This is a genomic window from Hyphomonas adhaerens MHS-3 (assembly GCF_000685235.1).
GTDB lineage: Bacteria > Pseudomonadota > Alphaproteobacteria > Caulobacterales > Hyphomonadaceae > Hyphomonas > Hyphomonas adhaerens.
This window is the reverse complement of the sequence record NZ_ARYH01000003.1, coordinates 433,714-447,095: the sequence shown is the minus strand read 5'-3', so window position 1 is coordinate 447,095 and position 13,382 is coordinate 433,714. Positions and strand designations below refer to the sequence as shown.

The 13,382-nt window shown below is 60.9% G+C and carries 24 protein-coding genes; 23 read left to right on the top strand and 1 reads right to left on the bottom strand.

Translation table 11 applies throughout. The annotated features are described in order from the left end of the window. Positions 1 to 62: 62 nt before the first annotated feature. Positions 63 to 1,337, bottom strand: a complete 1,275-nt coding sequence (locus HAD_RS16490; RefSeq protein ID WP_156942315.1) for a glycosyltransferase family 2 protein — start codon at positions 1,335 to 1,337, stop codon at positions 63 to 65. 417 nt (positions 1,338 to 1,754) lie between these two features. On the opposite strand from HAD_RS16490, the gene rpsJ reads away from it, so the two are divergent. The 23 genes from rpsJ to HAD_RS16375 all read left to right on the top strand — a co-directional run bounded on the left by rpsJ (position 1,755) and on the right by HAD_RS16375 (position 13,250). After that, positions 1,755 to 2,075 (top strand): 30S ribosomal protein S10, encoded by a 321-nt coding sequence (gene rpsJ / locus HAD_RS16485; RefSeq protein WP_034765807.1) that lies wholly within the window; start codon positions 1,755 to 1,757, stop codon positions 2,073 to 2,075. Next, positions 2,075 to 2,836 (top strand): 50S ribosomal protein L3, encoded by a 762-nt coding sequence (rplC, locus tag HAD_RS16480; RefSeq protein ID WP_035573595.1) that lies wholly within the window; start codon positions 2,075 to 2,077, stop codon positions 2,834 to 2,836. The genes rpsJ and rplC overlap by 1 nt, the downstream gene beginning before the upstream one ends. After that, positions 2,836 to 3,474, top strand: coding sequence for a 50S ribosomal protein L4 (rplD, locus tag HAD_RS16475; RefSeq protein ID WP_035573593.1), 639 nt, complete (start codon positions 2,836 to 2,838; stop codon positions 3,472 to 3,474). The genes rplC and rplD overlap by 1 nt, the downstream gene beginning before the upstream one ends. Positions 3,475 to 3,479: 5 nt before the next feature. After that, the gene (locus HAD_RS16470) at positions 3,480 to 3,779 is read left to right on the top strand and encodes a 50S ribosomal protein L23 (protein ID WP_035573591.1); all 300 of its coding nucleotides are present in this window, start codon (positions 3,480 to 3,482) and stop codon (positions 3,777 to 3,779) included. Between the two features lie 18 nt (positions 3,780 to 3,797). Then, positions 3,798 to 4,628 carry a 50S ribosomal protein L2 gene (rplB, locus tag HAD_RS16465; RefSeq protein ID WP_035573589.1) on the top strand — a complete coding sequence of 277 codons (831 nt, stop codon included), beginning with the start codon at positions 3,798 to 3,800 and terminating at the stop codon, positions 4,626 to 4,628. 15 nt (positions 4,629 to 4,643) lie between these two features. Continuing rightward, positions 4,644 to 4,922 (top strand): 30S ribosomal protein S19, encoded by a 279-nt coding sequence (rpsS, locus tag HAD_RS16460; RefSeq protein WP_034765812.1) that lies wholly within the window; start codon positions 4,644 to 4,646, stop codon positions 4,920 to 4,922. Positions 4,923 to 4,925: 3 nt separating this feature from the next. Next, the gene (gene rplV, locus HAD_RS16455; protein ID WP_035573586.1) at positions 4,926 to 5,315 is read left to right on the top strand and encodes a 50S ribosomal protein L22; all 390 of its coding nucleotides are present in this window, start codon (positions 4,926 to 4,928) and stop codon (positions 5,313 to 5,315) included. Continuing rightward, positions 5,315 to 6,052, top strand: a complete 738-nt coding sequence (rpsC, locus tag HAD_RS16450; protein WP_035573583.1) for a 30S ribosomal protein S3 — start codon at positions 5,315 to 5,317, stop codon at positions 6,050 to 6,052. Before rplV ends, rpsC begins: the two co-directional genes overlap by 1 nt. A gap of 3 nt (positions 6,053 to 6,055) precedes the next feature. After that, a complete protein-coding gene (rplP, locus tag HAD_RS16445; protein WP_034765815.1) occupies positions 6,056 to 6,472 on the top strand; it encodes a 50S ribosomal protein L16 in 417 nt (138 codons plus the stop codon). 2 nt (positions 6,473 to 6,474) lie between these two features. Beyond that, entirely contained in the window at positions 6,475 to 6,693 is a 219-nt protein-coding gene (gene rpmC / locus HAD_RS16440) for a 50S ribosomal protein L29 (RefSeq protein ID WP_035573581.1), read from the top strand. A gap of 11 nt (positions 6,694 to 6,704) precedes the next feature. Then, positions 6,705 to 6,950: a 30S ribosomal protein S17 gene (gene rpsQ, locus HAD_RS16435; protein ID WP_035573579.1), complete on the top strand. Its 246-nt coding sequence runs from the start codon at positions 6,705 to 6,707 to the stop codon at positions 6,948 to 6,950. After that, the gene (rplN, locus tag HAD_RS16430; RefSeq protein WP_034765820.1) at positions 6,947 to 7,315 is read left to right on the top strand and encodes a 50S ribosomal protein L14; all 369 of its coding nucleotides are present in this window, start codon (positions 6,947 to 6,949) and stop codon (positions 7,313 to 7,315) included. The genes rpsQ and rplN overlap by 4 nt, the downstream gene beginning before the upstream one ends. 1 nt (position 7,316) lies before the next feature. Continuing rightward, on the top strand, positions 7,317 to 7,634 hold the full coding sequence (gene rplX, locus HAD_RS16425) for a 50S ribosomal protein L24 (RefSeq protein ID WP_035573577.1): 318 nt from the start codon (positions 7,317 to 7,319) through the stop codon (positions 7,632 to 7,634). After that, on the top strand, positions 7,627 to 8,181 hold the full coding sequence (gene rplE, locus HAD_RS16420) for a 50S ribosomal protein L5 (RefSeq protein WP_035573575.1): 555 nt from the start codon (positions 7,627 to 7,629) through the stop codon (positions 8,179 to 8,181). Before rplX ends, rplE begins: the two co-directional genes overlap by 8 nt. Positions 8,182 to 8,200: 19 nt before the next feature. Further along, the gene (rpsN, locus tag HAD_RS16415) at positions 8,201 to 8,506 is read left to right on the top strand and encodes a 30S ribosomal protein S14 (protein WP_035573572.1); all 306 of its coding nucleotides are present in this window, start codon (positions 8,201 to 8,203) and stop codon (positions 8,504 to 8,506) included. A gap of 15 nt (positions 8,507 to 8,521) precedes the next feature. Continuing rightward, positions 8,522 to 8,917 carry a 30S ribosomal protein S8 gene (gene rpsH, locus HAD_RS16410; protein ID WP_035573570.1) on the top strand — a complete coding sequence of 132 codons (396 nt, stop codon included), beginning with the start codon at positions 8,522 to 8,524 and terminating at the stop codon, positions 8,915 to 8,917. Positions 8,918 to 8,926: 9 nt separating this feature from the next. Continuing rightward, entirely contained in the window at positions 8,927 to 9,538 is a 612-nt protein-coding gene (gene rplF / locus HAD_RS16405) for a 50S ribosomal protein L6 (RefSeq protein ID WP_035573568.1), read from the top strand. 4 nt (positions 9,539 to 9,542) lie between these two features. Continuing rightward, positions 9,543 to 9,905 carry a 50S ribosomal protein L18 gene (rplR, locus tag HAD_RS16400; protein ID WP_034765836.1) on the top strand — a complete coding sequence of 121 codons (363 nt, stop codon included), beginning with the start codon at positions 9,543 to 9,545 and terminating at the stop codon, positions 9,903 to 9,905. 12 nt (positions 9,906 to 9,917) lie between these two features. Continuing rightward, a complete protein-coding gene (gene rpsE, locus HAD_RS16395; protein WP_035573566.1) occupies positions 9,918 to 10,493 on the top strand; it encodes a 30S ribosomal protein S5 in 576 nt (191 codons plus the stop codon). Positions 10,494 to 10,513: 20 nt separating this feature from the next. After that, complete coding sequence (gene rpmD, locus HAD_RS16390; protein ID WP_035573564.1) at positions 10,514 to 10,699, top strand: 50S ribosomal protein L30; 186 nt, start codon at positions 10,514 to 10,516, stop codon at positions 10,697 to 10,699. Between the two features lie 58 nt (positions 10,700 to 10,757). Further along, positions 10,758 to 11,237 (top strand): 50S ribosomal protein L15, encoded by a 480-nt coding sequence (gene rplO, locus HAD_RS16385; RefSeq protein WP_035573562.1) that lies wholly within the window; start codon positions 10,758 to 10,760, stop codon positions 11,235 to 11,237. Between the two features lie 88 nt (positions 11,238 to 11,325). Continuing rightward, positions 11,326 to 12,684: a preprotein translocase subunit SecY gene (secY, locus tag HAD_RS16380; RefSeq protein ID WP_035573560.1), complete on the top strand. Its 1,359-nt coding sequence runs from the start codon at positions 11,326 to 11,328 to the stop codon at positions 12,682 to 12,684. Beyond that, on the top strand, positions 12,681 to 13,250 hold the full coding sequence (locus HAD_RS16375; RefSeq protein WP_035573558.1) for an adenylate kinase: 570 nt from the start codon (positions 12,681 to 12,683) through the stop codon (positions 13,248 to 13,250). Before secY ends, HAD_RS16375 begins: the two co-directional genes overlap by 4 nt. The last annotated feature ends 132 nt before the right edge of the window (positions 13,251 to 13,382 follow it).

Sequence of the window (13,382 nt, the reverse complement as noted above, 5' to 3'; positions counted from 1 at the left end):
AAAAGGCCGCCCAAACAGGGCGGCCTTTTTTGTATCTGGATTTCCGTTCTGTCCGGGCGAGGTTACTTGCCCGATTGCGGCAGGCGGATGAAGGACGCCAGGAAGGCGGCGGCGGCGAGCTGGACGCTGATCGCGACGGAGGTCAGCGACAGGGAGAACCAGCGCAGCGTGGAGCTGCCCACGATGTCGCCAAAGCCGGAAGAGGCCCAGCCGGAGAAGGCGGCGCCCGCACCCGCTAGTCCCGCAACGCAGAGAATGGCTGCCAGCTGGAGTTGTCGCTCCAGCGTGAGGAAAGGCAGGATCCGATCGAGGTGCTTCGATGTCGGCAGCACGCCGAACTCACCTGCATAGACCCGCGTCAGAAGCGAGAAGGTCAACAGCTGGACACCGAGGATCACCGAGAAGCAGGACGCCACCAGGGTCAGCAGGTCGAACCGGATACCGCCAATTTCCAATGGGCCGCCGATCAGGGCAGCGATGCCGACCAAGCCAGCGCCAAGTAAGGTGGAGCCAGGCACGCCGAACAGCCATTTCGGACTGTGTAGCAGCAGGAAGCGGAGGTGACGCCAGCCGTCCCGCCAGGTGCGCAGGTGAGGCGCCCGCGTCCGGCCATCCGGGGACAGGGTGGTCGGCACTTCACGGATGTCGAGATCATTGAGGGATGCCTTCACCACCATCTCGCTGGCGAATTCCATGCCCGGGCTGGAGAGTTTCAGGTCGCGAATGGCGTCGCGGTTGAAACCGCGCAGGCCGCAATGGAAATCACCGACCGGGATCTTGAAGAAAAGGCGACCGATAAAGGAGAGGACCGGGTTGCCGAGCATCCGGTGGAGGAAAGGCATCGCACCTGGCGCAATGCCGCCCTCGAACCGGTTCCCCATGACCAGTTGTGCGCCCTCGCGCAGTTCCCAGACGAAGGCGTCGAGATTGGCGAAATCATAGGAATCGTCAGCGTCGCCCATGATGACATACTTGCCGCGGGCAGCACGGATGCCGCCGATCAGGGCCGCGCCATAGCCGCGCGCGGCCACCGGCTGGACCCGGGCGCCTTCTTCCTTGGCGATTTCGCGTGAGCCGTCTGTGCTGCCATTGTCGGCAATCAGGACCTCGCCCTTGATTCCGGCGCGGTCCAGATAGTCGCGTGCCTTGCGGATGCAGGTGGCGAGAGTTTCGGCTTCGTTCAGGCACGGCATGAGAATAGTCAGCTCAAGATCGCGCGCCTCTTGGCCTTCGAATTCGGACCGGAGGTGTTTGAGGAGTTCGAAGGCGCCGACGCCTTCTTCCGGCTGGTTGTCGGGCTCTGGCCAGCTCGCGTCGATTTTTCTGACTGTATTCATTGTCTACCCTGCCATCTTGTTTGAGCCGACCGTCTCAGGAATCCGGAAAATTTCGGTGAAGATTGCTGGGATCTCCCGACGATTTCCGTTGAATCTTTTTGGAATCCGGTCCGGATCGGTTAACCATGCTTGTGCCCGGGTTTATCGTTGGCATGTACTGGCGGTGTGATCATGCGGGCAGGGGGCCTTCCTGCCGGTGGCCAGACCGCCCGCTGTCACTGCAGATCAACAGCAAAAATACGTCGGGCAGGAGTTGACGGGGCGGTGACTATCCCATAGACCGCCCACTTCGCCGGGATGGCAGCGCTTTTTAATCAGCGAACGCTCCCTCGAAACAGACAATTCAATCCCACGGACGCCCGGGCGCATGCTGTTTTGCCCACGGGCGGATGTGTTTTGTGCGGACGGACCGAGACGATGGAACGACAAAATATCCGGATCAGGCTGAAAGCCTTCGATCACCGCGCCCTCGACATGTCGGCGAAAGAGATCGTGAACACGGCAAAGCGCACGGGCGCTGAAGTCAAAGGCCCGATCCCGCTGCCAACACGTATCGAGCGCTTCACCGTGAACCGCTCGCCCCACATCGACAAGAAATCCCGCGAACAGTTCGAGATCCGCACGCACAAGCGCATCCTCGACATCGTGGACCCGACCCCGCAGACCGTCGACGCGCTCATGAAGCTCGACCTGTCCTCCGGCGTCGGCATCGAAATCAAGCTTGAGGGAGGCCGTTAATGGCTCTGCCAGCAGCCCGTACCGGCGTGCTTGCCCGCAAAGTCGGCATGACGCGCGTATTCGATGAGCAGGGCCGTCACGTTCCCGTGACCGTCCTGTCGCTCGACGGCTGTCAGGTCGTCGGCGTGCGCACGGAAGACGAGCGCACCGTCACCACCAAGAAGGGTGGCGAAGTCACCCGGACGGACGGCTACAAGGCCGTGATCATGGGTGTTGGCGACAAGAAGGCCAAGCGCACCACGAAGGCGCTGCGCGGCCAGTTCGCGAAAGCCGGCGTTGCGCCGAAGCGTAAGCTGAAAGAATTTCGCGTCTCCGGCGACCTGCCGGAAGTTGGCGCGACGGTCCTTGCTGACCACTTTGCTATCGGCCAGAAAGTCGATGTTGCTGCGCTGACCATCGGTAAAGGTTTCTCCGGCGCCATGAAGCGCTGGAACTTCGGTGGTCTCCGCGCGACCCACGGTGTGTCGATCTCTCACCGTTCCCACGGTTCGACCGGTGCAAACCAGGATCCGGGCCGTGTCTGGAAAGGCAAGAAGATGGCCGGTCACTACGGCGTTGAGCGCGTGACCACCCAGAACATCGAAGTCGTCCGTACGGACGTCGATCGTGGCCTGATCCTCGTGAAGGGCGCTGTCCCGGGTCACGATGGCGCCTTCGTCGAAATCCGCGACGCAGTGAAGAAGGCTCCGCATGCCGATACGCCGGCAGCCGGTTCGTTCAAGGCCGCTGAAGGCAACACCAATCAAGAGAGCGCCGAATAATGGAACTCGCAGTCAAAACCCTGGCTGGCAAGGCTGCCGGCAATATCACGGTCGACGATGCGATCTTCGGAATCGACGAGATCCGCGACGACATCCTGCAGCGCACCGTTCGCTGGCAGCTCGCTCGCCGTCAGGCCGGTACGCACAAGACCAAGTCGCGCGGTGAAGTGAACCGCACGACGAAGAAGTACATCCGCCAGAAAGGTTCCGGCGGCGCACGTCACGGTTCGCGCAACGCACCGATCTTCGTCGGTGGCGGTATTGCCCACGGCCCGCGCGTCCGCAGCCACGCTCACGACCTGCCGAAGAAAGTCCGCAAAATGGCTCTGGCCCATGCGCTGTCTTCGAAAGTGAAGGGCGAAGCGATCCTCGTTCTGGACGACGCTGTGCTCACCTCCGCCAAGACGAAGGAACTGGCTGGCCAGTTTGCAGGTCTCGGCATCGAGAACGCGCTGATCATTTCGGGCTCCGCAGTTGACGAAAACTTCGCCAAGGCTGCGCGCAACATCCCGAACATCGACGTGCTGCCGGTCGCTGGCCTGAACGTTTACGACATTCTGCGCCGCAAGACGCTGGTCATCACCAAGGAAGCTGCCGAGGGTATCCAGGCGCGCTTCGACGGATCGAAGGAGGCCTGATCGTCATGGCTGACGTGCAACCCCATCACTACGACGTCCTGCGCCGTCCTCTCATCACCGAGAAGTCGACGCTGGTCGCCGAACAGAACAAGATTGTGTTCGAAGTCGCTATCGATGCCGACAAGAAACAGATCAAGGACGCGGTCGAGACCCTGTTCAAGGTCGACGTGACCAAGGTCAACACGATCCTCCAGAAGGGCAAGACCAAGCGCTTCCGTGGCTATGCCGGACGTCGTTCCGACATCAAGAAAGCCATTGTGACGCTTGCTGAAGGCCAGTCTGTCGACATCACGACGGGCCTGTAAGCGGGAAGGACGAATATTATGGCACTGAAGACATTCAATCCGACTTCGCCCGGCCGCCGCCAGCTCGTTCTGGTCGACCGTTCCGAGCTCCACAAGGGCAAGCCGGTCAAGGCGCTCACCGAGGGCCTGACCAAGAAGGGCGGACGCAACAACAAGGGTCGCATCACGGCACGCCGTATCGGCGGTGGCGCGAAGAAGCTGTACCGCAAGGTCGACTTCAAGCGTAACCGTTGGGACATTCCGGCGACCGTCGAGCGCCTGGAATACGATCCGAACCGCACGGCCTTCATCGCGCTGATCAAGTATGAGGACGGCCAGCTGTCCTACATCATCGCGCCGCAGCGCCTGGAAGTCGGTGACACCGTCATCACTTCCGCAACGGCGGACATCAAGCCGGGCAACACGCTGCCGCTGAAAAGCATCCCGGTCGGGACGATCATCCACAACATCGAGCTGAAGCCGCAAAAGGGCGCCCAGATGGTCCGCTCTGCCGGTACCTACGCCCAGCTTGTTGGCCGCGATGGTGGCTATGCCCAGATCAAGCTCACTTCGGGCGAACTGCGCATGGTGATGGATACCTGCCTGGCAACCGTCGGTGCTGTGTCCAACCCGGACAACATGAACCAGGTGCTCTCCAAGGCTGGCCGCAAGCGCCACCTCGGCAAGCGCCCGTCTGTCCGTGGTGTCGTGATGAACCCGGTCGACCACCCGCACGGTGGTGGTGAAGGTAAATCGTCCGGCGGTCGTCACCCGGTGACGCCGTGGGGCAAGAAGACCCGCGGTCCCAAGACCCGCAAGAACAAGGCTACGGATCGTCTCATCATCCGTCGCCGTAACGCGAAACGCTAACAGGAGCCACGAGACATGCCCCGTTCTGTCTGGAAAGGCCCGTTCGTCGACGGCTACCTGCTGAAGAAAGCAGAGGAAGCCCGTTCCTCCGAGAAGCGCACTGTGATCAAGACCTGGTCCCGTCGCTCGACGATCATGCCGCAATTCGTTGGCCTGAACTTCCAGGTCCACAATGGCAACAAGTTCATCCCCGTTACCGTGTCGGAAGAGATGGTGGGTCACAAGTTCGGCGAATTCGCCCCGACCCGCACCTACTACGGCCACGGCGCGGACAAGAAAGCGAAGAGGAAGTAAGCCATGGGTAAGGCCAAGAATCCTCCTAAGCAGGCTTCGAACGAGTCGCGCGCTGTCCTGCGCATGTACCGTTCCAGCCCGCAGAAGCTGAACCTGCTGGCACAGCAGATCCGCGGCCTTCCGGTCGAGCGGGCTCTGGCTGAGCTTCAGTTTTCGCCTAAACGTCCGGCCAAGGATGTTCGCAAGCTGCTGCAGAGCGCTATCGCGAACGCTGAAAACAACCACAACCTCGACATCGACAGCCTGGTCGTCGCCGAGGCCCACGTTGGCAAGAACCTGGTGATGAAGCGTATTCGGGCCCGTGCCCGTGGCCGCGCTGCACCGATCCAGAAACCCTTCGCGCAGCTCACCATTGTGCTGCGTGACACGAGCATGGAAGCGGAGGCTGCCTGATGGGTCAGAAAGTAAATCCGATCGGCCTGCGTCTCGGTATCAACCGGACGTCCGACAGCCGCTGGTACGCAGACAGCGCCGATTTTGGCCGTCTGCTGCATGAGGACATCGGGATCCGCAAGGAAATCCGCAAGCGCCTCAAGCAAGCCGGCATTTCGAAGATCATCATCGAACGCCCGCACAAGAAGTGCCTCATCACGATCCACACGGCTCGCCCGGGTCTGGTGATCGGCAAGAAGGGTGGGGACATCGAGACGCTCCGCAAGGACCTGTCGAAGATGACCGAGGATGAAGTCCGCGTGAACCTCGTTGAAATCCGCAAGCCGGAAATCGACGCCACGCTGATCGCCGACGACATTGCACGCCAGCTTGAGCGCCGGGCTTCGTTCCGCCGCACGATGAAACGGGCCATTCAGTCCGCCATGCGCCTTGGCGCAGACGGTGTGAAGATCATGGTTGCCGGCCGTCTTGGCGGCGCCGAGATCGCCCGTACTGAAAAGTATGCTGAAGGGTCCGTGCCGCTGCACACGCTGCGCGCCGACATCGACTACGGCACTGCCGAAGCCGAAACCACCTACGGCATCATCGGGATCAAGGTCTGGGTCTACAAAGGCGAGATCCTGGAGCACGACCCGATGGCACAGGACAAGCGCCTGGAATCGTCCGGCCAGTCCCGTGCACGTGCAAATGCTAACCAGCGCGGCCCGGCAACGGGCGCACAGACCGCCGGAGCATAAGAGATGCGTCAACCGAAGCGAACCAAATTCCGCAAGGCCTTCAAGGGCCAGATCCGCGGGAACTCCAAGGCGGGTTTCTCGCTGGCATTCGGCGAGTTCGGCCTGAAGGCGCTCGAGCCGGAACGCGTGACCGCGCGCCAGATCGAAGCGACCCGCCGTGCCATTACCCGCGAGATGAAGCGTCAGGGTAAAGTGTGGATCCGCGTCTTCCCGGACGTGCCGGTGTCGGCCAAGCCGATCGAAGTGCGTATGGGTAAAGGCAAGGGCTCGGTGGACCGTTGGGTCTCCCGCGTTGCCCCGGGCCGCATCCTGTTCGAGATTGACGGTGTGCCGGAAGACATTGCCCGCGAAGCTCTGCGCCTCGGCGCTGCCAAGCTTCCGATCAAGACCAAAATCATCAAGCGTATCGAGGGGATCTGATCATGGCTCGCAAGACCAAAGCGCGTCTCGATGACTTGAAGACGAAATCGGCTGACCAGCTCAAGGATGATCTGGTGAAGCTGAAGAAGGAACAGTTCAACCTGCGTTTCCAGGCGGCCACCGGTCAACTGGAAAAAACTTCCCGCGTTTCTGAAGTCCGCCGCGACATTGCTCGCGTGAAGACTCTGATGCGTGAGAAGGCTCAGGCCGGTCAGGCGTAAGGAGAGGGATCATGCCCAAGCGTATCATGGAAGGCGTCGTGGTCTCCGCCAAGCAGAACAAGACCGCAATCGTCCGCGTCGAACGGACCTTCACTCATCCAGTGATGAAGAAGATCGTTCGCCGCTCTAAGAAGTATCACGCTCACGACGAGGCCAATGCCGCCGTCGAAGGGCAGATCGTCACCATTCAAGAGTGCACGCCGAAGTCCAAACTGAAGCGTTGGGAACTCGTAACCGGCGAAGGGAGTGACGCATGATCCAGATGCAGACCAACCTGCGGGTGGCTGACAACTCCGGCGCGCGCCGCGTCCAGTGCATCAAGGTGCTGGGTGGCGCAGGCCGTCGTTATGCCTCCGTCGGGGACGTGATCGTGGTCTCCGTGAAGGAAGCGATCCCGACAGGCCGCGTGAAGAAGGGGGATGTCCGCAAGGCCGTCGTCGTTCGCGTGGCAAAAGACATCAACCGCCCGGACGGCTCCACCATTCGTTTCGACACGAACGCTGCCGTCCTGATCAACAACAATGGCGAGCCGATCGGCACCCGTGTGTTCGGCCCGGTTCCGCGTGAACTGCGCGGCAAGAACCAGGTCAAGATCGCCAACATGGCCCCGGAGGTCCTGTAACATGGCTGCGAAGATCAAAAAGGGCGACACGGTTGTCGTGATCGCCGGCCGGAACAAGGGCACCACGGGCGAAGTCCTGAAGGTGATCCCGGATGAGAACCGCGTCGTCGTGCGCGGCGTGAACGTTGTGAAGCGTCACCAGAAGCCGTCCCAGGCAGATGCCGGCGGTCTGAAGACGTTTGAGTCACCGGTTCACGTCTCGAACGTGGCGCTCACCGATCCGCGCGATGGCAAGGCCGTCCGCGTGGGATTCAAAACCGACGAGCATGGCCGCAAGACGCGCTATGCCAAACGCTCTGGGGAATCCATCGATGTCTAAGGCATACGAACCCCGTCTGAAGACGAAGTACCGCGAACAGATCCGCGCCAAGCTGCAGGATCAGTTCAACTACTCGAACCCGATGATGGTCCCGAAACTGGACAAGGTCGTGATCAACATGGGCGTCGGCGAAGCTGTGGCGGACTCCAAGAAGATCAAGTCGGCCCTGGCCGAGCTCGAGCGGATCGCCGGCCAGAAGCCGGTGGCCACGAAGGCTCGCAAGTCGATCGCGGGCTTCAAGCTCCGCGAAGGCATGCTGATCGGCTGCAAGGTCACCCTGCGCCGCGACCGCATGTACGAGTTCCTCGATCGTCTGACCAACATTGCCCTGCCGCGCGTGAAAGACTTCCGTGGTCTGAACGGCAAGAGCTTCGATGGCCGTGGCAACTACGCCATGGGTCTGAAGGAACACATCGTGTTCCCGGAGATCAATTACGACGAAGTCGATGACGTTCGCGGTATGGACATTATCGTCTGCACCACCGCCGCAACCAACGAAGAAGCCAAAGCACTCCTTGCTGAGTGTGGCTTCCCGTTCCGGAACTAGCGCCCAGGAGACTGCTGACATGGCAAAGAAGAGCGCAATCGAGAAAAACGCGAAACGCCAGAAGATGGTGGAACGCTACGCTGAAAAGCGCGCAAAGCTGAAAGCGGCGGCGATGGATGAGAACCTGTCGCTTGAAGAGCGCTACAAGGCCCGCCTGAAACTGGCTGAGCTGCCGCGCAATTCCGCACCGAACCGCGTGCGCAATCGCTGTGAGGTATCCGGGCGTCCGCGCGGTTACTATCGCAAACTCAAAATGTCGCGGATCGCGCTGCGCGAGCTTGGCTCGAACGGTCAGATCCCCGGCCTCGTGAAGTCCAGCTGGTAAGAGAGGAGGGTACACATGAACATTTCTGATCCCCTCGGTGATATGCTCACACGCATCCGCAACGCTCAGATGCGCGGCATGTCTACAGTTGTCACCCCGGCGTCAAAGCTCCGCGGTCGTGTGCTGGAGGTTCTCCTGTCGGAGGGCTACATCCGCGGCTACACGGAAATCGAAAAAGACGGTCACAAGAACCTGGAAATCGAGCTCAAGTATTACGAAGGCCAGCCGGTCATCTCGGAGATCAAACGTGTCTCCAAGCCCGGCCGCCGCGTGTACTCTTCGGTCTCCGACATTCCGCTGGTGCGTAACGGCCTCGGCATCTCCATCCTTTCGACCTCGAAAGGTGTGATGTCCGATAACGTTGCCCGCACAGAGAATGTTGGTGGCGAAGTGCTCTGCCGGGTCTTCTAGGAGAACACCATGTCACGTATTGGAAAACTCCCCATTGAGATCCCCGCCGGCACCACGGTGACGGTCGAAGGACAGACGATCAAGGCAAAAGGCCCGAAGGGGGAACTCTCCCTGACGGTTGCCGAAGTCATCACGCCGAAGCTGGAAGGCAATGAGCTGACCGTCATGCCGCGTGAAGACCTCACGAAGGCTGCCAACGCCCGGATCGAAGCCGAGACGGCCCGTGGCAAGCGTCCGCCGACGTTTGCCCAGGCACTTGACGCCGTTGCCCGCACCCAGTGGGGAACCGCCCGGTCGCGCGCTGCCAACATGATTGAAGGCGTGTCCAAAGGCTACGAAAAGACGCTCGAACTCGTCGGCGTTGGTTATCGTGCGCAGATGCAGGGCAAGGATGTGAAACTGGCCCTCGGCTTCTCGCACGATGTGGTCTACGCGGCGCCGGAAGGCATCACGCTGGCATCGTCCAAGCCGACGGAAGTCGTCATTTCGGGCGCTGACAAGCAGGCTGTCGGCCAGGTTGCCTCGGAAATCCGCAAGTACCGTTCGCCGGAGCCTTATAAAGGCAAGGGTATCCGTTACGCGGGCGAATACGTCCGCCGTAAGGAAGGTAAGAAGAAGTAACGCCATGAAAAGCTCACGCGAAAAGATGCAGCGCCGCGCCCAGCGGGTTCGTACAAAGCTCCGGAAGGTCGCCGAAGGCCGTCCGCGCCTGTCGGTTGCGCGCAGCCACAAGAACATTTCCGCCCAGATCATCGACGACGAGAAGGGCATCACGCTCGCTTCGGCCTCGACGCTGGAGAAGGACGTTCTCGGCGGTGCCAAGACCGGCGCTGATACGTCTGCCGCTGCTCAGGTCGGCAAGATCCTGGCAGAGCGGGCCAAGAAAGCCGGTGTCGAAGACGTTGTTTTCGACCGCGGCGGCTACATGTTCCACGGCCGGGTGAAAGCCCTGGCAGACGCCGCCCGTGAGGGCGGTCTCAAATTCTAAGGAGAGGCCCCTATGGCTGAAGAAAGAGGAAGAGGCCGCCGGAATCGCGATCGCGACGAGGAGCAGTCTGAATTCGTCGACAAGCTGGTTGGAATCAACCGCGTCGCCAAGACCGTGAAGGGGGGTAAGAACTTCGGTTTCGCAGCCCTCGTCGTGGTTGGTGACCAGAAGGGCCGGGCCGGCTTCGGCAAGGGTAAAGCCCGCGAAGTTCCGGAAGCGATCCGCAAGGCAACGGAAGAAGCCAAGCGTAACATGGTCCGCATCCCGCTCCGCGAAGGCCGCACGCTGCACCATGACGGCCGTGGCCGTTGGGGCGCTGGCAAGGTTGTGCTGCGCGCAGCCCCTCCCGGTACCGGTGTGATCGCAGGTGGTCCGATGCGTGCCGTGATGGAAGTGCTGGGCGTCCAGGACGTCGTCGGCAAGTCGATCGGCTCCTCGAACCCGTACAACATGGTTCGCGCCACATTTGATGCACTGACGGGGCAAGCCAGCCCGCGTTCCGTTGCATCCAAACGTGGCCTGAAAGTTCAGGACGTGGTTGGCCGTCGCACCGATGGTGCGTCGGAAGCCGGCGTCGTTGAAGCCTGAGCCGAGGGAAGGATAACGACATGTCGAAATCCAAGCTTACCGTCCGCCAGACTGGCAGCCCAATCGGCCGCAAGCCTGCACAGCGCCAGACGCTGGTTGGCCTTGGCCTGAACAAGGTTGGCCGGACCAAGGAACTCGAAGACACTCCGGCCGTGCGCGGCATGATCCGCAAAGTGGCCCACCTGGTAGAGGTGGTCGGCGAATAAGGCCTCGCGCCGCATCGCCCGCCGCCCTCACCATCAAGACGTATCGGAAGATAGAACGATGAAACTCAACGAACTGTCCCCCGCTGAAGGCTCCACCAAGCAGCGCATGCGCATTGGCCGCGGCGTCGGCTCGGGCAAGGGCAAGACGGGCGGCCGCGGTGTAAAAGGCCAGAAGGCCCGTTCCGGCGTTGCCATCAATGGCTTCGAAGGCGGCCAGATGCCGATCTACATGCGCCTGCCGAAGCGTGGCTTCACGCCGCGCGGCCAGAAAACGACGTCCTGGGTCAACCTGGGCCGCGTCGCGAAGGCTGTTGAAGCTGGCAAACTGGATCCGTCCAACGTGACGGAAGAGACGCTCGTGGCTTCCGGCCTGGTGCGCAACGTCCGTGACGGTGTGCGCCTGCTGGCCAAGGGCGATGCTCCGAAAAACCTCAACATCACAGTGACCGGCGCGTCCAAGGCGGCTATCGAAGCCGTTGAAAAGGCCGGCGGCAAGGTGACGGTTACGGGTGCCGCGAAAGACACGGCTGCAGAATAAACAGAGGTTTTTACCCGGAACCCCTTCACAAACACCGTGACGCCGCCGATTTTGGCGGCGCACGCATTTTCAGGGAGATCGAGCGTCGATGGCCAATGCCGCAGAACAGATGGCTCGCAATGTAAATCTGGGAACCTTTGCCAAGGCCAAGGACCTTCAGAACCGCATCCTGTTTACTCTGGGCATGTTGTTGCTCTACCGGCTCGGCACCTTCGTCCCGATTCCCGGTCTCGACCCGGTCGCTTACGCGTCGATCTTTGAAAGCCAGTCCGGCGGTCTTCTCGGCAACATGAACATGTTTGCCGGTGGGGCCGTGGAGCGGATGGGCATCTTCGCCCTGAACGTGATGCCGTACATTACGGCCTCCATCATCATCCAGATGATGACCCAGGCCTCTCCGACGCTCGAAAAGCTGAAGAAGGAAGGCGAGGCGGGCCGCAAGCAGATCAACCAGTACACCCGTTACCTGACGCTGGCGTTCGCGCTGGTGCAGTCATTCGCGATCTCTTCCGGGCTCTCGCATGTCCGGATCGATGGCATCGCCGGGCCGTTCTTCATCCTGACTGGTGTGGTGACCCTCACGGGCGGCACCATGCTGCTGATGTGGATGGGTGAGCAGATTACCGCGCGCGGCATCGGGAACGGCGTCTCGCTGATCATCTTCGCCGGTATCGTGGCAGAGCTGCCCAAGGCGATTGTAAACCTTATCAGCCAGGCGCGGGCTACCTCGGTCAACGTGGTGTTCGTCATCGCAATCGCCGCCATGGTGATCGCTCTGGTTGTGTTCATCGTGTTCATGGAGCGCTCGCAGCGGCGGCTGCTGATCCAGTATCCGAAGCGCCAGCAGGCGCATGGCGCTGCGCAGGGGCAGAAGAGCTTCCTGCCGCTCAAGATCAACACGGCGGGCGTGATTCCCCCGATCTTTGCGTCGGCCCTGCTGATGCTGCCGCTCACTGTCGTGGGCTTCATGGGCGGTAACGCAGCCGGTGCAGCAGCGGACACGGATGTGAACGGGGTTCTGTCCTGGCTTGCGGCGAACTTTTCGGCCGGCACCTGGACGCACATCATCTCCTATTGTGTGCTCGTGATCTTCTTCACGTTCTTCTACACCTCGATCATGTTTAATCCCGAGGAAACGGCGGATAACCTCCGGAAATATGGTGGTTTTATCCCGGGTATCCGGCCCGGTTCGAACACCGCCGCCTACTTCGACTATGTGCTGACTCGCCTGACCGTGATCGGTGCGCTCTATTTGACCTTTGTCTGTGTTTTGCCAGAACTGTTGCGGCGCTATTTTCCAGAAATCCCGTTTTACATCGGCGGGACATCTCTGCTGATTGTGGTGTCGGTGACGATGGACACCGTGACGCAGATACAGTCGCATTTGATTGCGCATCAATACGAAGGCATGATCAAGAAGTCGAAGCTCGGGGGCCGGAAAAAATGAATTTGATACTGTTCGGGCCGCCTGCGGCCGGGAAGGGTACGCAGGCGAAACGTCTGGTTGAGGAGCGTGGCTTCGTCCAGCTCTCCACAGGAGACATGTTGCGCGCTGCGCGTGCCTCAGGCTCGGAACTGGGCCAGCGTGTTGCCAAGATCATGGACGAAGGCGGCCTCGTCTCCGACGAGATCGTGATCGCCCTGATCGACGAACAGCTCACCGCCAACAAAGGGGCCGCCGGATTTATCTTCGATGGCTTCCCGCGTACGGTTGGCCAGGCAGGCGCCCTGGACGAGCTGCTCAAGTCGCGCGACACGGAAGTGAACCGCGTCATCCGCCTCGTGGTGGACGACGAACAGCTTCTGGCACGTGTAACCAAGCGTTTTGAAGAGCAGGGGCGCAAGGATGACAATCCGGAAACCTTCTCGAAACGTCTTGAAAAGTACTATGAGGACACGGCCCCTCTGGTGCCGATTTACGCTGAGCGGAGCATCCTGACGGAAGTCGACGGGATGGCCTCGATCGACGAGGTCGCAAAGCAGATCGACGCTGCGCTGAAAGAGACGGCATAAAGCTGGGATTCCGCTGTTGACGCGTTAATTTCCACGGCTATAAGCCTCCATTCTTAGCTTAAGGCTTAATCGCCGGCGCGCGAGGCGGACCGTTTCCGGCTCGGCGCGCTTTTAATGTTTGAACAGTCCGCT